Source organism: Rhabdothermus arcticus, assembly GCF_055382915.1.
This window is the reverse complement of record NZ_AP043808.1, coordinates 1,652,407-1,672,806: the sequence shown is the minus strand read 5'-3', so window position 1 is coordinate 1,672,806 and position 20,400 is coordinate 1,652,407. Positions and strand designations below refer to the sequence as shown.

Genomic DNA, 20,400 nt, shown 5'->3' with positions numbered 1-20,400 from the left:
TGCCAAGCTTCAACACCGCCCGCTAGGGCAGGGGGAAGCCGGTCAAGGCCCGAACCCCCAGGCCGTGGACCGCGCGAAGCCTTTGGGGCGGGCTGGCTGCCGCGTCGTAGACGTAGAACGCGCTCGAGCTCGCCAGGTAGAGGTAGCGGTCGGGGTGCAGCCAGAGCGCCGCGACGGGGAGGCCCTCGATCCGCGCGGTGTCGTCCTTGGCCTCCGCGAGGAGCGCGCCCCGCTCGCCGTAGAGGACGAAAAGCCCACCGGCGGCGTAGACCCCGACGGGGCCGACGTCGGCCTCGGCCAGGCGCTCTGCCCGATGGGCCCCGGGATCGTAGCGATAAAGCGCCTCCTTTTCCCCGAAACCCGCCTTCAACCCCACCGCCAGCCGCTGGGCCTCGTCGTCCCACCACAGCCAGCCGGCCTCGACGTCCGATGGGCGATCGAGGGGCACGGGGTCCTGACCTTCGACGCTCAGGAGCGCCCCCGAGGCCGCCCGCTCGAGCACCGCGAGCCGATCGGCCGCCCCGTCCCAGACCAGGCCCAGGTCGAGTCGGTCGGGGTAGGGGCCGAGGTCCAGCGAGGTCGGGGTGTCGCCGGGGCCCGCTCCTTGCGCCAGGCGCCAGGCGGCGTCGCCGCAGACCACGACGAGGTCCACCGCCCCCAGGCGCAGCGCTCCACCGGCCCCGCAGGCGAGCGGCCAGGAGGCGATGAGCGCCGCGCTGGGGTCGGGTACGGCGTCGAGGCGAAACCCAGAGACGGCGTAGATCGAAAGCCCTCCCTCGGTCAACACGAAGAGCCGCCCCCCGGCAGCGGCCAGATCCAACACCGGATCCGCCAGGGTCCAGGCACCGATCTCCGCCGACGCCCCCCGGTTCAGCGCGCTGGCGTCAAAGAAGGTCAGGGTCGTTCCGCGCCCCCCCGCCAGGACGACCGACGTCTCCGGCTCGAAGGTCCCGGTGCAGGCCGCCAGAAAGAGGGCCAGCAGCCAAAGCGCGCGCCTCACGGCAGCCGCACCCCCCCGGGAAGGAGGATGCCCTCCTTGTCAAAGGCCAGGTCCGCGGCCTGGCCGCCGTACACCCAGCTCATCCGCACCTCCTCTTTGAGCGCGTCGATGGAAAAGCGCAACCCCCAGCAGCAGCGATCGTAGGTGAAGACGATGCGGGGCTTGATCGGGGTCGGGGTCTTGCGCTTGAGGTCGAAGGTCTGGTTCAAGAACGCGCTCAAGAAGACCCGCGTCGAGGGACGTTGGGGAAAGGCGAAGGTCAGGCCGAAGTCGTAGAACCCGAGCGTCTCCCGATCCCCGGCGCGGTCGTAGGCCAGCCGGCCCTGAAAGGCGAGGTTGGAGAAGACCTCCACCCCGCCCTTGAAGCTCACCCGCTGGACGAAGGCACCGGAGTCCGTCTCGTCCGGAAGGTGCAGCCGCACCTCACCGTCCCAGCGGCGGGAGAGGCCCACCTCCCCGCCCCGGAGGGCGGCCTCGGCCTTGAGAAAGCGCCCCCCCTCGGCGACGGCGTCGAGGTCCAGCCGGACCCGGGCCAGGCCCAGGCTGAGCCTGGCGCTGGCCCGCCCGGTGTCCCAGGGGTAGCGGAGCCTGCCCTTGAGGGAGAAGGGGCCCGACCCCAGCGAGAGGTCCCCGCGCACGGCGCCCCGGAGGTTGTCCCAGCCCAGCCGCAGCTGCGCGCGCCGGGCCCCCGAGCGCCAGGCGGCGCTGGCCTCGTGGGTGGAAAAGGCGCCCCGGTTGGGATCGTAGGTCGTGGTCAGGCTCAGATTGCCCCCCACGAAGGCGTAGCCCGCGACCGCGCGCAAGGGGTCGTAGCGGGCCTCAAGGTAGTCGTAGCCGCCCCGCACGGCGAGACTGAAGGGCCGGGGGGTCAGCGAGAGCCTTGCGCTCAGCTTCAGGGGCCGGCCGGCCTCGAGATCGCGCTGGTAGACGGCCTCGGCGGCGAGGACCCGGTCCTTGTAGCTGGCCTTCAGGTCGAGGGGGAGGGGCGCGGCCTTGAAAAACCCCCAGCCGCCCTCGGCCCGCAGGCCCAACCCTCCCTCTTGGAAGGCCAGGTAGGGGCGGAGCTCGGCCTTGCGCCGGGTGGGCAGGCGGTCGAAGGCGAAGGGCGTCTCCCCCTCGCGCACCGAGCGCTCCAGCACCAGCCCGCTGGAGAACGCGCCCCAGCGCGCGGAGACGGCGGCCCGGGTCTGCCAGTCGATCTGCCGCTCGGCGGTGTCGTAGTAGTAGCCGCGAAAGTCGTTGCGCAGGCTGAAGGTCAGGTTCCTGCCCAGGCGGGGGGCGTAGCGCTCGTGGTGCTCGAGGTAGGCCCGCCCGGCCAGGATCCGGGGGCCGGCCAGCCGCGCCGAGCGGTTGAAGGTGTTGGTCCTGGCGGCGTACCCCCCCAAGAGGGCCCGCCCGTTGATCGAGCCCTCCCGCGTCCGGTAGCCGCGGGGGAAGGCCACCTCCACCTCGGGAAGCTTGAAGGTGCGCTGGGGGCTCGGCGCCTCGGGATCGGTGTCGATCTCCGCGTCCAGGGTGAGACGGCCCCTGGGCTCGGCCTTTTGGGTCTGCTTGACCTCGAAGAACACCCCAAAGCGCCCCCGGACCCGGGCGTCGTCGCGGGTGAGCTTGAGGGCGTAGCTGGCTTCGGAGCGTTTCCAGAGGTAGTCGAGCCCCAGCGTCAGGGTGGGCGTCGCCTCGCCCACCTTAGGCGGCAGGTAGAGCAAGGTCGCGTGGAACTTCTCCGGCCCGGCCCCCCAGTGATCGAAGCCAAACCCCCAGCCGCGCCGCTCGAAGTAGCGCAAAAGGGTGAACCCCGCCCCGCCGAGGCCCACGTAGGGCAGGTCGGCGCTGGCGTAAAAGCCGTCGGTCTCGTCCAGACCGACGGCGAACCGGGGGCGCCGGGACTGGGTGTAGAGCAAGAGCAGGGGCAAGCGCACCACCTTCTCGCCGCCGATCTCCACATCGACGTCCCAGGCCACCACCCGGTCCCCGGGATAGATCACCACCCGCTTGGCGTAGAAGGCGTAGTCCGGACTGGTCTGCCCGCAGGCCAGGCAGGGGGTGAAGTAGGCGGTGGAGAGCTGCACCTGGCCCAGCACCCGGCAGGCCTTGGGGGTGAAGAAGTCGAGCTTTCCCTGCCGCAGGTGCACCTCGAGGGCCTCGAGGTCCTCGGTGGTCAACTCCAGGACCAAGAGCCGGGCCTGGATCGTGCGCCCCTCGGCGTCTTGATAGCGCACCTCCCCCTCCAGGATCAGCCGCTTTTGGGCACGGTCGTAGATCACCCGCCGGGCCTCGATGTCCCGCGCCTGGTAGCGCAGCCTCACCGGCTGGCCCTCGAGCACCACCAGGTTCTGATCCGGCGAAAGGTAGAGCCGGTCCGCGGCCTTGATCTCGAGCGCCAGGGCCAGCGCCAGGAAGACCCCCAGGGCCCAGAGCCGCTTCACCGCCGCCCCCAAAGCCAGAGCAGCCCGCCCAGGCCGAGGTAGAGGAGGTCCGGGCCGAACGCCCCCAGCCAGGGCGGGATCGCCCCCTGCTCCCCCATGATGCGAAAGACCGACCAGGTCGCGTAGTAGAAGAAGGTCAGGGTGACCACCCCCACCAGACCCAGGCTGCGGCTCCCCCCCAGCATCCAAAAGGCCACGGCCACCGCGAAGACCGCGAAGACCACCGCCGCCAGGGGCTCGGCGGCCTTGCGCAAGAGGGCCGTCGCCTCCGCCGCGTAGGGCAATCCCGCGGCCCGGGCCCGGCGTACCCGCTGCCAGAGCTCGCCGAGGGTGAGGTCATAGGCGAGCCCCCGGGGCAGGGCGGCGATCTCCTTCAAGGGCAGCTCGGCGCGGGCAAACCGGGCCACGGTGCGGGGCCGGCTCCCCTCGTAGGTCACCCGCTCGCCGGACTCCAGCCAGAGCCGACCCTTCACGAACCGCCCCCGCTCGGCGAGCCAGACCGCGTCCCGGGAGAGCACCCGCACCTCCCGCACCCCCTCGGCGTCGGCGCCCCCGACGTAGACCAGCCGCCCGTAGGCGTCGGTGAAAAAGCTCCCCGGCTCCAGCAGGGCCCGGGGCTTGGCCAGGATCGCCTGCTGCAGGGTCTGACGGGCCAGGGCGTTGGCCCTCGGCACCACCAGCTCGCCGAAGGCGAAGGCCAAGAGGGCGAGCAGCCCCCCGAACCACACCAGGGTCAAGAGCACCCGCTCCCGGGGCACCCCGGAGGCCAGGAGGACCTTGAGCTCGGAGTCCCCGGCCATGCGCGAGAGCGCGAGCAAAAGGGCAAAGAGGTATGCGATCGGAAGGCCCCGGAGCAACGCTTCGGGCATGCGGTAGGCGAGGTAGCGCCCCACCGCGAGCGCGTCGAGGCCCTTGGTCAAGAGCGGGGCCAGGACCTCGAAGAGTACCCCCCCGAGGATCAGCAGCACCACCACCAACAGGCCGGCCACCAGGTACGCGCCGACCTCGCGCAGCAGGTAGCGGTCCAGGGTGCTCACCGCAGACGCACCGTCCCCATCGTCGCAAGGAGCGCGTAGACCGCGTCGGGAAGCCAGGCCCCCCAGGCCCCCACCAGGGCGTAGCCGGAGAGCTTCGCGGCCAGCGTCCAGAGGACGTAGTAGCCGAAGATCAAGAGCACCACGCTGGCGAACGCCCAGACCGCCTCCTTGAGCCCCAGCCCCACGACCACCGCGAGCCAGGCCAGGACGATCACCCCGGCGGCGTCGGCCCAGCGCCGCATCCAGGCGAAGCGTGCCCGGGGATCGACGCGGGCGATCTCGGCGAGGTCCCCGAAGGGCAAAGCCTCGAAGTCGCGGGCGGCGAGCCGGGGAACGTAGCGGGCGGGAAAGGCGAGCGCGGCCTTGGGCCAGTGGCTGACCGCGTCGCCCTCGACCCGCCAGGCGTCCTCGAGCACCCAGGCCCGGCCCTTCCAGACGCCCCGGTCGGCGCTCCAGACCACGCCGCTTGGCTCCACCACGCGCACGCCCTCGAGGCGCCCGCCGCCTTTCGCGGGGTAGATCCGCTCGGCGTAGTAGACCCCAAGCCCCTTGGGCGCGTAGCCCTGCTTGTAGAGGACGCCCGAGGGAGCGGTGCCGTAGTAGACCCGGTACAGGGTGCGTTCGAACCGGGTCTCCGCCTCGGGCTTGATCCAGTTGGCGTTGGCGAAGACCACCAGGGAAACCAGCAGGGCGAGCCCGAGCACCGGCGGCACCAGCGACAGCGGGGGCACGCCGCCGGCGTAGGCGGCCTTGAGCTCGGCGTCGCGCACGAGCCGCGCCAACGCGACCAAGATCGCAAACACCAGCCCCAGCGGAAGCGCCACCCCCAGGGTGTGCGGCAGCCGGTAGACCACGAGCGCGGCGATCTCGCTCCAGGGGGTGCCGCGGGCGATCAGCACGCCAGAGAGGGAGGAGAGCAGATCGGTGGTGATCAGCCCCACGAAGAGCAAGACCCCAAGCAGGTAGGGCACCAGCACCTCGCGGAGGAGGTAGCGCTTCAGCACGGTTCGGATTATAGGGAGGGGCCATGAGAAGCCGGCTTAAAAAACGGGGCGAATCGCCCCGTTCTGGTGCGCCCGGGAGGATTCGAACCTCCGGCCTAGCGCTTAGGAGGCGCTCGCTCTATCCTGCTGAGCTACGGGCGCCCGCCAGCTTGTCATCCTAGCACGAAGGGCGAAGAGGATAAACTCGAAACGGCATGACGCGTGCCTTGGCCCTGATCATCGTCCTCCTGACCCTCGCCCCGGCGCAGGGGGCGCTGGTGATCATCAACCAGACCCACGTCCTCCACGCGCCCATTCCGATGACCCGGGTGGTGGGCGCGCTGGGCATGACCGGGCAGGGCGGGATGACGCCCGGCCTGGCCTTGGCAGCGGGGCTTGGTGGCTTCCTCGACTTTCACGATTGGCGTGGCTGGATGCGGCTCGGTAGCGCGGCCGATCTGGGCGGCGACCTGTTTTGCTACACGGCCGGCCTCGACTGGCTCGGTCGACGCCTCGAGGCCAGGCGCACCTACCGCCTCCGCGTGGGCGCGGGGGCGGGCGGACAGCTCTGCCTCTCCCCCTCCGCGACCCGGACCTTTCGCCCCCTCCTCGAGGCCCTGGCCAACCTGCAGTTTCAGGTCATCCCCAACGTCATCGCCGACGTGACCTTGAGCGCGGGCTGGCCGGAAGGGGCGCGGGCCGGGGTGGGGCTGGCGCTGGCCTTTTAGCCGCCCTCAGTTCAACCGGCGGCGGCTCCGTGCCCGCGCGGCCTCGATGTGGCCGCGCAGGGTCTCCGCCCACTCGTCGTAGGGCGGGGTGTGGCGCAGCGCCGCCTGGGCCCGGTCCAGCACCTCCGCGGGGTCCGGGTAGCCGAGCTGGGCCAGCACGTCCGCCGCCATCTGCTGGGCGGTCAGCCAGTCCGGGCTGCCCTCCTCGGCGTGTTCCGCCGCCTGGCGGTAGTGGGCCAGGGCTTCGTGGAGCGCGCCCCGGTCCAACGCCGCGTGGCCCAGGTAGAGGTGGCCGGAGGCCGGGCTTTGGTGGGCGATCGCAAGCTCCGCGTAGCGCTCGGTGGCCGCCAGCTGGCCGAGCCGGTAGTGGGCGCCGGCGAGCTCGGTGTAGAGCCCCCCGCGATGGGGGTAGGCGGGGTCTGTAAGGGCGGCCTCGAAGGCCTCGATCGCGGCCTCGACGTCCCCGGCCTCCAGCGCCGCCACCCCGAGTTCGTGGAGGACGTAGCTCTTCTCCTCCTCGCGGGCGTACCTCAGCGCGACCTCGAAGCGTTCGCGGGCGGTCTCGGGCGCCCCCAAGCGCATCCAGATCTGCCCCGCGAAGAGGGCGATCTCGTAGGGGTCCCCGCCCAGGCGCTCGGCCTCCTCAAGCGCCTCCAGCGCCGCCCGGGGGCTGTCCTCGGCGACCAGGGCGCGGGCCCGCAGGTAGTGCCAAAGGGCGTTGTCCTCCTCCGGGGGATGGGCCTCTAGCACCTCGAGCGCCGCCCGCCCCTCACCCAGCTCGATCATGACCGCGGCCGCGTCCATCGCCACGTAGGGCCGCTCGAGCGGCGGCGCGTCGCCGAGGGCTTGGAGGTACGCCTGCCGGGCCGCGAGGAACTCCCCGTGGCGCTCAAAGAGCCGCCCCCAGAGCACCTTCCGCCGCCAGGCCAGGAAGGCGGGAAGGGGCATGGCCGCCTCGAGGAAGCGCCGCGCGTCCGCCAGCGACCCGAGCGCCAGCGCCGCCTCGGCGAAAAAGTAGGCGGCTTCCCCGCGGGCGTCCTGGCCGGCGAGCCCAGCGTCCCTCCCCTCCCAGGCCTCGGCGAGGGCCAAGAGCGCCCGCCAGAGGGGATCGTCGCTTAGCGCCTCGGCCGCGGTGAGGGCGGCACGCAGCCGCTCGGCTTCCTCAGGACCGAAGAGCGCCCAGATCTCCGCGGCCAGGAGGGCGGCCCGGACCTCTCCCGAGGCGTAGCGGGCCTCCAACAGGGCCAGCGCGCCGTCATAGTCGCCGACCTCGAGGCGGGCTTCCACGCTCCTCACGGTTGATCAAGCATATCATGGCCTGGAGCACACCGCCGTCACCGGGCTCCGGTAGGATGGCGGGTTGGAGGGATGGCACTTGGCGAATCGAATCAACCCCTGGGCCGTTTTGCTGCTTTTGCTGTTTGGATTCTGGGCGTTCAACCAGCTTAGCCCTGGCGCCGCGCCCAAGATCTCCTACACCGACTTCAAGACCCTCGTCGCCGAGGGGAAGGTCGAGCGGGTGGTGATCAACGACACCCGGCTCGTCGGCACCCTCAAGCAGCCCGAGCGGCTGCCCACCCCCACCGGACCGGCGGTGACCAAGCGCTTCGTCGTCGACCTGCCGCCGCCCCAGGTGTCGGACCCCGAGTTCTTGAAGTTCCTCGAGTCCCACGGAGTGGAGATCGTCACCGAGCCCCCCTCGATCTGGCCCCAGCTGCTGCTCTACCTCGGCCCCACCCTGCTCCTGATCGTCTTCTTCTGGTTCTTCTTCATGCGCGGGCAGGGCGCGATGGGCCAGATGACCCAGTTCGGCCAGTCCCGGGCCCGGATGTACGGCGCGGAGCGCAAGGTCCAGACCACCTTCAAGGACGTGGCCGGGCACAAGGAGGCCAAGGAGGAGCTCAAGGAGGTCGTCGAGTTCTTGAAGCACCCGGAGAAGTACCGCAAGCTGGGCGCGGAGATCCCCAAGGGGGTCCTTTTGGTCGGTCCCCCGGGGACGGGCAAGACCCTGCTCGCCCGGGCCGTCGCCGGTGAGGCGGGGGTGCCCTTCTTCTCGGTCTCCGCCAGCGAGTTCATGGAAATGTTCGTTGGGGTCGGGGCCTCCCGGGTGCGCACCCTCTTCGACGACGCCCGCAAGCACGCCCCCTCGATCATCTTCATCGACGAGCTGGACTCGATCGGCCGCAAGCGGGGCGCGGGGATCGGCGGGGGCCACGACGAGCGCGAGCAGACCCTGAACCAGATCCTCTCGGAGATGGACGGCTTCGAGAAGGACACCAACGTCATCGTCCTCGCCGCCACCAACCGGCCGGACGTCTTGGACCCGGCGCTCTTGCGCCCGGGCCGCTTCGACCGCCAGGTCGTCGTCGGCCTGCCCAGCCTGGAAGAACGCAAGGAGATCCTCCGCGTCCACGTGCGCAACAAACCGCTCGCCGGGGACGTCGACCTGGAGGAGCTGGCCAAGCTCACCCCGGGGTTCTCCGGCGCGGACCTCAAGAACCTGACCAACGAGGCCGCCCTGATCGCCGCCCGCGAGGGGGCGACCAAGATCCAGCGCGACCACTTCCTCAAGGCCCTGGACAAGATCACGCTGGGGCTCGAGCGCGGCTCGTTGAAGCTCTCCGAGGAGGAGAAGCGGGCGGTCGCCTACCACGAGGCCGGGCACGCGGTCGTCGGCGAGGTGCTGCCCCACGCCAGCCCGGTGAGCAAGGTCTCGATCGTGCCCCGGGGGATGGCCCTCGGGGTGACCGTCTCCAAGCCCGAGGAGCGGGTCCTGGTCTCACGGGAGCACCTGATGGACGAGCTCTCGATGCTGATGGGCGGGCGGGCCGCCGAGGAGCTCTTCACCGGAACCGTGACCACCGGGGCGGAGAGCGACTTCAAGCGGGCCACCCAGCTGGCCAAGCGCATGGTCCTCGACTGGGGCATGGGGGCCCACTTCAAGAACATCGCCTGGGGCTCGGACAGCGGTCCGGTCTTCCTGGGCGAGGAGCTGGCGCGCAAGAAGGACTTCTCCGAGGCCACCGCGGAGCTCGTGGACAAGGACGTGCGCAGCATCCTCGACGAGGCCTACGCGCGCACCAAGCAGATCCTCAAGGACTACGCGGAGGCCATGCACGCGATCGCCCGCGAGCTCCTGGAAAAGGAGACGATCCCCGGGGAACGGGTGCGCGAGCTGATCCAGGCGGCTGGGGGCGCATCCGAGGCCGGCGCCGGCGCGTAGGTATCTGCGGGTGGACCTGACGGCCGAGGTCCAGGCGCTGGCGCGCGGCGAGGCCGGGGCGCTCGAGGCCCTCTACCAGGCGCTCGCTCCCGATCTCCGGGCCATGCTTCGGCGCATGCTGCGCGATCCCGAGGAGGCCGAGGAGGTGTTGATGGACACCTTCCTCAAGCTCGCCACCCACGCCGGGCGCTACGACCCCCAGCGCGGTTCGGTGCGAACCTTCGTCTTCCGCATCGCGCGCAACCTGGCGATCTCCCGCCTGCGGCGGCAGAAGGCCCGCCCGGTGCGGCTGGACGCGGACCTCCACGACCTGCCCCACCTGGCCCTGGCACGGACGATGGACCCCGAGGCGATCGAGGACCGCGTCCGGGTGCAAAGGGCCCTTTCCCGGCTCGACCGCCACGAGCGCGCCCTGCTGCTCGCCGCGTTCTACCAGGGCCTGACCCACCGCGAGCTCGCCGAGGCCTTCGGCCTGCCGCTGGGCACCGCCAAGAGCCGCCTGCGCCGGGCGCTCCTCAAGCTCCGGCGCTTTTTGGAGGAACCATGACCCATCCCGAACCCGAACGCCTCGCGGACTACGCGATGGACCTGCTCGACGAGGACGAACGCGCCGAGATCGAGGCCCACCTCGCGCGCTGTGCGGCCTGCCGGGCCGAGGCCAGGGCCCTCGGTGAGGCCTACTACAGCCTGCCCCTGGCCGGGACCGTCCAAGCGCGGCCGACTCGGCGCTGGTGGAGGGGGCTTGCGATCGCGGCAGCCGCGGCCCTCCTGTTGGTGTTCGCCTGGCCCCGGGTGCAGGAGGCCCGCGTGGCGCTCCTCGCGCTCGACCTGCTCGCCGCCAGGAACGCCCGGATCATGCCGCTGCGGGACGCGAGCGGGCGGTTCCTGGGCCGGGTGTTGGCGCGGGGCGAAACCGCGGTCTTCGTGCTCGCGGATCCGCCGCCACCGGGGAAGGTCTACCAGGCCTGGGGGCACGGGCCCCAGGGCCCGGTCTCCCTGGGAGTGATGCGCTCCCGAGCCTTCATGGTGCGGGTCGATGGCTACCAGGCGGTCGGCGTCAGCCTCGAGCCCGAGGGAGGCAGCCCCGCCCCCACCCACCCGCTGGGGCGCGTCCCCCTGTAGCATCCAAACCGGTCCCCGCGTGCGTAGGCATGGGTGGAGGTGATCTGGATGAAGACCAACCTCGACCGCAGGCACTTTATCAAGGGCGTCAGCGCTTGGCTCCTTTTGGGCACGCTCGGCGTTCGCGCCGAGAAAGCCCCGCTGAAGGCCATCTACAAGGCCTATCCCGACGACTTCGCCGACCTCACCGTGCCCCAGGGCCGCCCCTTCGCGGTCAAGCCGGTGGGCCAGACGCCCAAGGGCACCAGCCTCTTGATCCGCACCCGGCCCGAGCAGCCCCTGCACTACCACAAAACCCACGCCGAGGTGGCCTTCTGCCTCGCCGGCGAGGGCACCGCGCTGGTGGCCGGGGAAACGATCCCCCTTGCGCCCGGTCGCGGGGTGATCATCCCGCCGATGACCGCCCACGCCTTCAAGGGGGAGATGGACCTCCTCTCCCGCTTCTCGCCGCAGCTCGCCGGCGACGTGGTCTTCGTGAAGTCCGGAATGGGTCCAGCCGCCGGGAAGCCGCTTGCCTTCACCTTCAGCACGGCGCCGGTGACCGGACCCAAGCGCTTTGCCGCCAAGCCCCTGGCCAACCACCCGCTGGCCACCGCGGTGGCCCTGAACATCGACGACGAGCAGCCGCTCCACTACCACAGGAGCAAGGACGAGGCGGTCTACGTCCTTTCCGGCTACGGGGGGATCGACGTCGAGGGGCAGCTCTTCCTGGTCAAGCCGGGCAGCCTGCTCTTGATCCCCGCCAGGGCCAAGCACCGTCTGGCCGGGCGGTTCCAGGCCCTCTCGGTCTTCACCCCCGCGCTGGCCGGCGACGTGGTCTTCGTGTAGGGCCTGACAGGGTAGGATAGGGGTCCAGATGGTGCAACGAGGGTTTTGGGCGCTGGCCCTGGTGGTCGGAATGGCGCTCCTTCGGGGAACGCTCGGCGTCGCCACGCCGGCGGACCTCCTCTACCAGGCGCTGGCCCATTTGCTCGGGGTGCCCTGGGTGTTCAACCTGGTCCACGCCCTGCCCTTCGGGAACAACGCCAAGTACCTCCTCTTCGGGCTCAGCTACCTTGGCTTCGGCCTCGTTCTGGTCGCGGTCGGCCGGGGGGCGCGGTGGCTCAAGGCCACCGCGCCCCTCCTCTTTTCCGCACTCTTTTACACCCTGCTCGGCTACGGCCCGCTCGGGCTCGCGGCCGATAACTACGCCTTCCCCCCTTGGCAGGTCTACGGGGTCGCGCTGGCGGTGGGCCTGCTCTGGGCGGGGGGCAGGAATGGGGCGTTGCCGGACCTGGACCGGCGAAGGACGCTGATCTGGCTCGCCCTGCTTCCCCTGGCCCTCGATCGCGCCCGCGCCCAGGCGGCAAGCTGGATCCGCCGCCTGCGGGGCATGCCCGAGGAGACCACCCCAGTGGCCAAGCACTACGTGGTGGCCAAGGACGTCTTCCCTCCCCGGGTTCGGGTGGCCGACTACAAGCTCAAAATCCATGGTCGGGTCGAGCGGCCGCTGGAGCTCGACTACGCGGCGCTCCAGCAGCTCGCCGAGGTCGAGCAGCCCACCACGCTGATCTGCATCTCCAACCCCGTCGGCGGGGACCTCATGGGGTGCAGCCGGTGGCGGGGGGTGCCGCTGGCGGCGATTCTTCGGCGGGCGGGGGTGCGGCCCGAGGCCACCGAGCTAATCCTTCGGGCCCGCGACAACTACACCGAGTCGGTGCCGCTGGCCTTTGCCCTGGAGGAGGGCAACCTGCTCGCCCTCGAGCAAAACGGCAAACCCCTGGTGGCCCGGCACGGCTACCCGGTACGCCTCCTGGTGCCCGGGCTCTACGGCATGAAGAACGTGAAATGGTTGACCGAGATTGAGCTGGTCGACTACGACTACAAGGGATTTTGGGAGCGGCGGGGTTGGAGCGACCTGGCGGTGGTGAAGACCATGAGCCGGATCGACACGCCGGTGGCCACCCGGTTCGCCGACGGGACCTACGGCATCGGCGGGGTGGCCTTCGCCGGCCGCCGCGGGGTGGCCCGGGTCGAGGTCTCGTTGGACGGCGGGAAGACCTGGAACGAGGCCGTGCTCAAGCCGCCGCTCGGGCCCTACGCCTGGGTCTTGTGGGGGTACCGGTTCCGGGCCCGTCCCGGCCGCTACTCGGCGGTGGTGCGCGCCATCGACGGCGAGGGCAACCTCCAGGATCCCGTTCCCCGTCCTCCCCTGCCCGATGGGGCCACCGGCTACCACCGGCGAACGATCGTCGTCCCCCGTGCCTGATAGACTCGGCCCATGGTGCCGATCGACCTTACGGGAAAGAACGCGGTGGTCTTTGGCGTGACCAATGAGCGCAGCCTCGGCTTCGCCATCGGGAAAAAGCTCAAGGAGGCCGGGGCCAGGGTGGCGATGACCTACCAGGGCGAACGCGTCCGCCCCCTGGTGGAGAAGGCGACGCAGGGCGTCGCCGATGCCCTCTTCGAGCTCGACGTCACCGACGAGGACCGGCTTAAGGCGGTGATCGGCGAGATCGGGCAGCGCTGGGAGGGCATCGACGCCATCGTGCACGCGATCGCCTTCGCCCCGCGGCGGGCGATGGAGGGGCGCTACGTGGAGACGACCAAGGAGGACTGGCTCAAGGCCCTCGAGGTCAGCGCCTACTCCCTGGTCGCGATCGTGCGCGAGGCGATGCCCCATCTTCGCCCGGGGGCGGGGGTGGTGGCGCTCTCCTACTACGCCGCCGAGAAGTACGTGCCCAAGTACAACGTCATGGCCATCGCCAAGAGCGCCCTCGAAGCCTCGGTCCGCTACCTCGCCGCCGAGCTCGGTCCCAAGGGGGTGCGGGTCAACGCGGTCAGCGCCGGGCCGGTGCGCACCGTCGCCGCCCGCAGCATCCCCGGCTTCACCATGCTCTGGGACCACGTGGAGAAGGTCGCCCCCCTGCGCCGCAACGTCAGCCAGGAAGAGGTGGGGAACGCCGGCCTCTTCCTGCTTTCTCCCCTCGGCGAAGGCATCACCGGCGAGGTCATCTACGTCGACGCCGGCTACCACATCATCGGCATCCCGGACCCCGGCACGGTCGGGGTCTAGCTCGGTTTACCTCGGGTTAACCTCCGGCGGGCATGGTAAACGCCGGAGGTGATGTTCGTGAAGAGAAAGGTCACAAGCGGTCTTTTCCTGGCGGCGGGGCTGTTGCTCCTGGCAGCCTGCAACCAGCAACCGCCTGCGGGAACGGCCACCACCCAGGCCACCCTGGCCGGGGTGGTCGGGGGCACCGATTCGAACCCTACCCTGGCGGGCAGGTCGCTTGACCTGAGCGGCGCCACGATCACCGTCAACGGGGATCCGGTTGCCGCTGCGCAGGCGGTGGCCGGTGTGACGGTTCACCCTGGCATGGTGATCTATGCGCAGGGTATCGACAACGGTGGCTCGGTCAAGGTCGATTCGGCCGATATCCAGATCGAGGTCAAGGGTCCGATCGCAAGCGTCGACGTCCCGAACGCCACGCTGGTGGTCCTCGGCCAGTCCATCAAGGTGGACGCGCTGACGCGCATCTATGAAGAGAACGCCGACGGAACCTACACTACGCTGGTCCTCGGTGACCTGACCGCTGGGGACGTGGTTGAGGTCTCGGGCACCCGCCAGGCGGACGGTAGCGTGCTCGCTACCTACCTTCAGCGGAAGGCGACCGCCGGAGCGGGGCCCGTCTCCGTGGAGGTCCGGGGGTACGCCTGCAACCTCGATACCGCAAGCCAGACCTTCGATCTGGGTAGCGACGCCCGGTGCAGCGCCACCGGTCCTAGCGTCGACTACAGTGGCGCACAGAAAGTCAGCGGAACCCCCACCGAGGCGGGGTTGGTCGAGGTGAAGGGGACATACGACGGCGCCGCGAACGCCATCACCGCCAGCAAGGTCGCGTTCAAGGGGCCGGGTGAACACCCCAACGCGGACCACGGCGCGGGTGAGCGGGCCGAGCTCTACGGGCCGGTGACCCACCTGGATCCGGCCAACCAGACCTTCGAACTCGCGGGCTTTACCGTGGCCTACAGCCAGGCCACCGTGGTGGGTTCGCTGGCTGAGGGGGCCTACGTCGAGGTCCAGGGCACCCCTGACCCCAGCGATCCCACGCTGGTCCACGCCACCCGCGTCGAGGTGAAGTACGCGCACGGCGGCGACGGGTCTTCGAACGGCGAGGTCAAGGGGCCGGTGCATAACGTCGATGTCCAGGCGATGACCCTGACCGTCGGGGGGATGACCTTCTGGGCCGATCCGAACACCATCGTCAAGCAGAGCGACCCCGACCAGCCGCTCGCCTTCGGCGACATCCAGCCGGGCGCTTGGGTGGAGGTGAAGTACCACCGCACCAAGGCCACCGACCCAAGCGGAAACGCCTACGACGGGTACGCCACCCGCATCGAAGTGAAGGGTGCCGGGGAAGGCCATTCCGGTAGCGATGACCACGGCGCCGGCGGGCTTGACCTCGAGGGCCCGGTGCAGAGCCTCGACCCCGCCAACCAAACCCTCCAGCTCCTGGGTTACACCGTTCAGGTGGACGCCAACACCTACTACGAGGCGCACGATACTGTCCTTACCGCGGATCGGTTCTGGGGAACGGTGCGGGTGGGCGACCGGGTCGAGGTTAAGGGAACCGACCAAGGCTCGTACACCGTGCTGGCCAGCAAGGTCGAGTTAAAGGGCGCGGGGGACTGAGCTCGATAGGGGGCGCGGTCACCGCGCCCCCTACGTCTTTTTCGGAGGCGACACACGTGCGGATCGTTCAAGCGATGGCGTTGGCGGTTTTTCTGGGCGTGGTCCTGGCTGCCCCGCTTTCCTACCGGGTAAGCGGGAAGGTCGTCTACCAGGCCAGGGGGCCGATGGGGGCGTTCCAAGGGATCGATACCGCGGTGGCCGGGCACGTTCTATGAGATGCCCAGGCGGGTACGCTGACCGGAAAGGTGTGCCTGGACCTTGCGCAATGGGATTCCAGTGAGCCGCTTAGGGATAAGCACACCCGGGGGATGTTCGAGGTCAGCAAGTACCCCGAGGCCTGCCTTGAGGTCACCGGACTGGAAGGCGATCCAAAAAGCGGCGCGGCGAAGCTCCTCAGCAACCTCACGATTCACGGCGTCACCCGTCCCGTGGTCATCCCCGGCAAGGTGCGTTTCCGGGGCGACGCGGTGGTGTTTGAGGGTTCCTTCGAGACCAAGATCACCGACTGGAAGATGCGTCCCCCGAGCCTGCTGGGCTTTCGCGTTCAGGACCGGGTGCGGGTCGCCGTTCGGGGCGAAGGGGTGGTCCGGTGAGGCGCTGGTTACTGGGCGGGCTCCTGATCCTTGGACTCGGGGTCGTCGCGGCCGAGGGGGGTCGCCTGCTCTGGGTTCGGGTTAACCCCGACACCAAGGCCCTCGAGTTCTCGGACGGGACCTCCCTGCCCGCCGCCCTCAAGGGCCGGGTGGTCCCCGGCCAGTTCGTCGGGGTCGGCAACGGCTGGATGGCCCCAACCCGGGGATGGCGGCCGCCCACGGACATTCTGAAGACCTTCCATCCCAAGGGAGCGAGTCGGGTGGTCTTCAGCCACGAGCGGCACTTCGCCGCGCTGGGGGCAAAGGCGGCGGCTTGCCAGGTCTGCCATCGCGCCCTCGGCCAGGGCACCACCTGGCCGAGCCGGGCGCCGAAGGCCTCCCTGGAACCCCACGGTCCCGACTCCTTGGGGCGGTTTTGCGCCACCTGCCACGACGGCCGGACCCCGATCGCCGGGTTGGCGTCCGGGATCAAGGGGGCCAAGCCTCCGGTTGACGTCGTTCCCTTCACCGCCTATGGCCGACAGGGTCAGGCCAGCTGCCAGCGCTGCCACGTTCCCAAAACCCACGGCCGCGACTTCACCCCCTGGCACATGGAGGCCGGGGAGCGCGGAACCGCAAGCTGCGCCCGCTGCCACCGGGGGGCGGACCGCATTACCCAAGCGGAGGTGGATCAGGCGCACCGCTTCTTCCAGGCCCAGGTCAAGCTGATCGCCAACCCCGAGGACCCCGCGGCCTTCAACGTCACCCTCCCCAACAACTTCTGCGCCTACCGCCACGGGGTCGACCTGCGGGCCTGGTACGGGGAGTGAGTCGTGGCCGCCTTCCTTAGGGACCGGCTTCCCGTCCTGGTGCTGGCGTTTTCCGGCGTCGGCTTTCTGCTCTTTCTGGCCGAACTCCTCCTGGTCGGCCACACCCGGGGGGAACAGCTGATCGCGGTGGGGAGCGCGCTGGTCGGGCTCCTGGCGGTGGGCATCGGCCTATTGCTCCGCTCGAATCGGGCCGCCATGGTCGCGCTTTTACTCCTCGTTGGGGTGGCGCTTTCCGGACTCGTCGGGGTGGCCCATCACCTCGAGCCCGAGGAGGCCGGGCCCGCGCTACCAATCACCCCGCCCCCCCTGGCGCCCCTGGGCCTCACCGGCCTCGCCGGACTGGCCGGGCTGGCGCTCCTGGCCGAGCGCGACCTCGGCGACCCCTTTTACCGCCGGTTAACCGAGAAGGGCTAGCCTAAAGCCAGCATGCGGGTGCTCTTGATCGAGGACGAGGTCGGGCTGCGTCAACCCCTGGCGGCGCTCTTGGCCCGCCAGGGCCACGAGGTGCGCGAGGCGGGCTCGCTCGAGGAGGCCTGGGCCGCGTACGTCGAGGCCGAGCCCGACCTCGTCTCCCTCGACGTGATGCTGCCCGAGGGGGAGGACGCGGGGTTTCGCTTCGCCGAGCAGCTGCGGGCCACCGGCTACAGGGGGCCGATCCTCTTCGTGAGCGCCCGGGACGCGGTCGCCGATCGCGTTGCGGGGCTCGACGTGGGCGGGGACGACTACCTGGTCAAGCCCTTTTCCTTGGAGGAGTATGCCGCGCGCGTCCGGGCCCTCCTCAGACGGGTCGGCGAAGCACGCCAAAGCCGCATCCAGTACGGCCCGCTGACGCTGGACCTGGTCGCCAGGCGGGTCTTCTGGCAAGGAGAAGAGGTGCGCCTGACGCCCCGGGAGTTCGCCCTGATCGAGCGCCTGGCCCTGCACCCGGGGCGCGTCTTCTCCCCCGAAGAGCTCCTCGACGCCCTCTTTCCCGAGGCCAACAGCGGTCTGCGCATCGTGCGCGTCTACATCCACCGGTTGCGCAAGAAGCTGGGGCCGGAGGTGGTGGTCACGGCCCCGGGTGGGTACCGGCTGGGGGTCGCGTGAGCCTGCGCTGGCGGGTGGCCCTGGGCACCGCGCTGATCGCCGCGGCCACCGCCGCGCTGCACCTTTGGGTGGGGTACGTGAGCTTTTCCGAGCTCGTCGCCCGCGACATCCGGCGCGATCTCCAGCGGGCCATCGCGAGCATCCTCGCGGAGATCACGATCGAGGATGGCCGCCCCCGCCTGGCGGGGCGGCTGGCCTGGCTCGACGAGAGCGGCACCCTGGGGTTTCGGATCGAGAAGGACGGGCGCGTCTACCTCGAGGCCGGCATCCTTCCAAACGCTCCGGCACCGGACTGGACCGAGGCCCAACGCCCCCTCGAGCAAGGCCTGACCCTGCACGTCTACAGCTACATCGGCGAATACCGCCGGGCGCTCTCCACCCAGCTCCGTACCGGCCTCCTCAGCCTGCCCCCGATCCTCCTGCTCGCCGCGGGGATCGGCTACCTGTTTGCCCACCGCATCACCACCCCCCTGGCGCACCTCACCCGGGCCACCCGGCGCCTTTCTAGGATCGAGTTTCCAAGCCCCGTCCCCGAGCCCCAGGGCCACGACGAGCTCGCCGAGCTTTCGCGAAGCTTCAACCGCATGGTCCACGCGGTGCGCGCCGCCCTCGAGCGCGAGCGCGCCTTTACCCGCTACGCCTCCCACGAGCTCAGGAATCCCCTGGCCACCCTCCAGGCCCAGATCGAGGCCCTCGAGGCCGGCCTCGTCGACCAAGGGTCGGCCCTGGCCGAGGCCCGCCGGGCCATTCAACGCATGCGGATGATCCTCGAAGGCCTGCTCACGCTGAGCCGCACCCCCGAGGCGCGCCTCGAGCCCCTGGACCTGCAGGCGCTCTTCGCAGGCCTCCTGGCCCGCCGCTCCGAAACGGAGCGATCGCGCATCACGCTGGACATCGAGGACCCAGCGCGCTACGTCGAGGGCGACGAGGCGTTGCTCGTCGAGGCCCTCGACAACCTGCTGGACAACGCCCTCAAGTACGCCCCGGGACCGATCACCCTCTACGCCCGCCGCGAAGGGGACTGGGTGCGCGTCGGGGTGCGGGACCGCGGCCCGGGGGTGCCCAGGGACCTCCTCCCGCGCTTGACCGAGCCCTTCTTCCGCGCGCAGCACCGGCTCCCGGGAACCGGCCTGGGCCTCGCCCTGGCCGCCCACGCCGCCAAGGCGATGCGCGGACGGCTGCACCTGGCGGCCGCGCACCCGGGCCTGATCGCCGAGCTCTGGCTGCGTCCTGTCGAGGTCGAGGATGCGTAGCTGGCTGCTGGTCCTCTTGCTCCTGGCCCACGGCCTGGCCCTGCCACCCCTGGGCGCCCTGGCCACCAGGGCCCCGCGCGTGCAGTCCATGGATCACGACGGCGACGACGATCACGAGGACCGCGACGAGGACCGAACGCACCACGAGAACGAAACGCGCCGACCCAAGCCCCCCAAGCCCAAGGCTCCGGATTACGACGAGGCCTTCGTCGTCTACGGCCGGGTGCGGCTTGCGGGAACGCGCCTCCTGGTGGGCAGCTGGGAGGTCGAGGGCGAGCTTCCGATCCTCCCCTACCTCACCCCGGGGATGCGCCTGGAGGTCACCGGCAGGGTCGAGGACGGGCGGTTGATCGCGTCCAGGGTGCGCGTCCTCGCCCCCCGGTCCTGGGCCCTGGTCGAGGGGCCCCTGGACGGCGGTGAATGGGCCCGGGTCTGGTACGCGGACGGGCATCCCTGGCGCAGCCAGCCGATCGACCGAGGCCCGCGGGTGCGGGTGATCGCCTGCTACCCGGGCGACCTCGACTGGCTTCCCGAGGCCCTGCGCCCCACGCTCCTCCCGCCGTCGCCGGGCCGCTGGGCCTGGCAGGGGCTCTATCTTCAGGGGACGGTGCGGTGGACCGGGCTCGAGCGCCTCGACGACTGCCCCTAATGGCCGCAAAATCCGATAGAGTTATCGGTGTATGAGGAAGCCACCCGAGATCCGCGCGTACAAGGAGGCCCCAACCCGGCGCATGTTCGACATCGATCCCGCGGGGCTGGTGCTGAAGAAAGCCCCGGACCGGGCGCGACGGCAGTTCTTGAACTACGCCTTCTTCAAGCTCGACCCCGCCTTCCGCCGCCTCCCCGCCGAGGAAAAGGCCGCCGCCAAGGCGGAGTTCGCCGGGGTCGTCAAAGCCTGGGCCGAGCGCGACGACGTCATCCTGCGCAGCTACTCGCTGGTCGGCTTCCGTGCCGACGTGGACTTCATGCTCTGGCGCATCGCGTTCAACCCCGAACGCTTCCAGGAGATGCAAGCGGCCCTGAACAAGACCGTCCTGATGGGCTACCTCACCCAGCCCTACAACTTCCTCTCGATGCAAAAGCGCTCGATCTACGTCGACCGCTACAACCCCGAGGGCGAGGGCGTCGAGGTCCGTCCCGGAGAGGGCAAGTACCTCTTCGTCTACCCCTTCGTCAAAAAACGCGAGTGGTACAAGCTCACCCCCCATACCCGCCAGGGGATGATGGACGAGCACATCTACGTCTCCGCCCCCTTCACCGGGGTACGCCTCAACACCAGCTACTCCTACGGCATCGACGACCAGGAGTTCGTCGTCGCCTTCGACGCCGATTACCCCCAGGAGTTCGTGGACCTGGTGCATCGCCTGCGCTTTACCGAGGCCAGCCTCTACACCCTCCGCGACACCCCGATGTTCACCTGCAAGAAGAAGGACATCGAGGCGATCATGGACGACCTGGCCTAGCC

At 70.3% G+C, this 20,400-nt stretch carries 21 protein-coding genes and 1 tRNA gene; 16 read left to right on the top strand and 6 right to left on the bottom strand.

Annotation, left to right across the window (positions count from 1 at the left end):
• Positions 1-22 precede the first annotated feature (22 nt).
• From ACZ48Y_RS08755 to ACZ48Y_RS08735, 5 genes are all read right to left on the bottom strand, one after another.
• On the bottom strand, positions 23-1,000 hold the full coding sequence (locus ACZ48Y_RS08755; RefSeq protein WP_464740441.1) for a hypothetical protein: 978 nt from the start codon (positions 998-1,000) through the stop codon (positions 23-25).
• The gene (locus ACZ48Y_RS08750) at positions 997-3,426 is read right to left on the bottom strand and encodes an LPS-assembly protein LptD (RefSeq protein WP_464740439.1); all 2,430 of its coding nucleotides are present in this window, start codon (positions 3,424-3,426) and stop codon (positions 997-999) included. Before ACZ48Y_RS08750 ends, ACZ48Y_RS08755 begins: the two co-directional genes overlap by 4 nt.
• Positions 3,423-4,463: an LptF/LptG family permease gene (locus ACZ48Y_RS08745; RefSeq protein ID WP_464740437.1), complete on the bottom strand. Its 1,041-nt coding sequence runs from the start codon at positions 4,461-4,463 to the stop codon at positions 3,423-3,425. The genes ACZ48Y_RS08750 and ACZ48Y_RS08745 overlap by 4 nt, the downstream gene beginning before the upstream one ends.
• The gene (locus ACZ48Y_RS08740; RefSeq protein ID WP_464740435.1) at positions 4,460-5,467 is read right to left on the bottom strand and encodes an LptF/LptG family permease; all 1,008 of its coding nucleotides are present in this window, start codon (positions 5,465-5,467) and stop codon (positions 4,460-4,462) included. The genes ACZ48Y_RS08745 and ACZ48Y_RS08740 overlap by 4 nt, the downstream gene beginning before the upstream one ends.
• A 64-nt stretch (positions 5,468-5,531) precedes the next feature.
• A tRNA-Arg gene (locus tag ACZ48Y_RS08735) sits at positions 5,532-5,608 on the bottom strand.
• A gap of 53 nt (positions 5,609-5,661) precedes the next feature.
• On the opposite strand from ACZ48Y_RS08735, the gene ACZ48Y_RS08730 reads away from it, so the two are divergent.
• The gene (locus ACZ48Y_RS08730) at positions 5,662-6,174 is read left to right on the top strand and encodes a hypothetical protein (protein WP_464740433.1); all 513 of its coding nucleotides are present in this window, start codon (positions 5,662-5,664) and stop codon (positions 6,172-6,174) included.
• A gap of 6 nt (positions 6,175-6,180) precedes the next feature.
• Here ACZ48Y_RS08730 and ACZ48Y_RS08725 read toward each other — a convergent pair whose 3' ends face one another.
• A complete protein-coding gene (locus ACZ48Y_RS08725) occupies positions 6,181-7,470 on the bottom strand; it encodes a Tfp pilus assembly protein PilF (protein ID WP_464740431.1) in 1,290 nt (429 codons plus the stop codon).
• A 79-nt stretch (positions 7,471-7,549) separates the two neighbouring features.
• Here ACZ48Y_RS08725 and ftsH point away from each other — a divergent pair, with 79 nt between their 5' ends.
• From ftsH to ACZ48Y_RS08650, 15 genes are all read left to right on the top strand, one after another.
• Positions 7,550-9,397 carry an ATP-dependent zinc metalloprotease FtsH gene (gene ftsH / locus ACZ48Y_RS08720; RefSeq protein ID WP_464742898.1) on the top strand — a complete coding sequence of 616 codons (1,848 nt, stop codon included), beginning with the start codon at positions 7,550-7,552 and terminating at the stop codon, positions 9,395-9,397.
• A 10-nt stretch (positions 9,398-9,407) separates the two neighbouring features.
• The gene (locus ACZ48Y_RS08715) at positions 9,408-9,944 is read left to right on the top strand and encodes an RNA polymerase sigma factor (protein ID WP_464740429.1); all 537 of its coding nucleotides are present in this window, start codon (positions 9,408-9,410) and stop codon (positions 9,942-9,944) included.
• Entirely contained in the window at positions 9,941-10,519 is a 579-nt protein-coding gene (locus ACZ48Y_RS08710; RefSeq protein ID WP_464740427.1) for an anti-sigma factor, read from the top strand. The genes ACZ48Y_RS08715 and ACZ48Y_RS08710 overlap by 4 nt, the downstream gene beginning before the upstream one ends.
• Positions 10,520-10,552: 33 nt before the next feature.
• A complete protein-coding gene (locus ACZ48Y_RS08705; RefSeq protein WP_464740425.1) occupies positions 10,553-11,347 on the top strand; it encodes a cupin domain-containing protein in 795 nt (264 codons plus the stop codon).
• A 31-nt stretch (positions 11,348-11,378) separates the two neighbouring features.
• Entirely contained in the window at positions 11,379-12,767 is a 1,389-nt protein-coding gene (locus ACZ48Y_RS08700) for a molybdopterin-dependent oxidoreductase (RefSeq protein ID WP_464740423.1), read from the top strand.
• Positions 12,768-12,779: 12 nt separating this feature from the next.
• Positions 12,780-13,574, top strand: coding sequence for an enoyl-ACP reductase FabI (locus ACZ48Y_RS08695; RefSeq protein ID WP_464740421.1), 795 nt, complete (start codon positions 12,780-12,782; stop codon positions 13,572-13,574).
• 285 nt (positions 13,575-13,859) lie between these two features.
• Positions 13,860-15,194, top strand: coding sequence for a DUF5666 domain-containing protein (locus ACZ48Y_RS08690; protein ID WP_464740419.1), 1,335 nt, complete (start codon positions 13,860-13,862; stop codon positions 15,192-15,194).
• 56 nt (positions 15,195-15,250) lie between these two features.
• Entirely contained in the window at positions 15,251-15,409 is a 159-nt protein-coding gene (locus ACZ48Y_RS08685) for a hypothetical protein (RefSeq protein WP_464740417.1), read from the top strand.
• Between the two features lie 30 nt (positions 15,410-15,439).
• Positions 15,440-15,787, top strand: coding sequence for a YceI family protein (locus tag ACZ48Y_RS08680; RefSeq protein ID WP_464740415.1), 348 nt, complete (start codon positions 15,440-15,442; stop codon positions 15,785-15,787).
• The gene (locus tag ACZ48Y_RS08675) at positions 15,784-16,596 is read left to right on the top strand and encodes a cytochrome c3 family protein (RefSeq protein WP_464740413.1); all 813 of its coding nucleotides are present in this window, start codon (positions 15,784-15,786) and stop codon (positions 16,594-16,596) included. Before ACZ48Y_RS08680 ends, ACZ48Y_RS08675 begins: the two co-directional genes overlap by 4 nt.
• A gap of 3 nt (positions 16,597-16,599) precedes the next feature.
• Entirely contained in the window at positions 16,600-17,010 is a 411-nt protein-coding gene (locus ACZ48Y_RS08670) for a hypothetical protein (RefSeq protein WP_464740411.1), read from the top strand.
• Between the two features lie 12 nt (positions 17,011-17,022).
• A complete protein-coding gene (locus ACZ48Y_RS08665) occupies positions 17,023-17,682 on the top strand; it encodes a response regulator transcription factor (RefSeq protein WP_464740409.1) in 660 nt (219 codons plus the stop codon).
• Positions 17,679-18,935, top strand: a complete 1,257-nt coding sequence (locus ACZ48Y_RS08660; RefSeq protein WP_464740407.1) for a sensor histidine kinase — start codon at positions 17,679-17,681, stop codon at positions 18,933-18,935. The genes ACZ48Y_RS08665 and ACZ48Y_RS08660 overlap by 4 nt, the downstream gene beginning before the upstream one ends.
• Positions 18,928-19,584 (top strand): hypothetical protein, encoded by a 657-nt coding sequence (locus tag ACZ48Y_RS08655; RefSeq protein WP_464740405.1) that lies wholly within the window; start codon positions 18,928-18,930, stop codon positions 19,582-19,584. The genes ACZ48Y_RS08660 and ACZ48Y_RS08655 overlap by 8 nt, the downstream gene beginning before the upstream one ends.
• Positions 19,585-19,615: 31 nt before the next feature.
• On the top strand, positions 19,616-20,398 hold the full coding sequence (locus ACZ48Y_RS08650) for a chlorite dismutase family protein (protein WP_464740403.1): 783 nt from the start codon (positions 19,616-19,618) through the stop codon (positions 20,396-20,398).
• Positions 20,399-20,400: the final 2 nt, after the last annotated feature.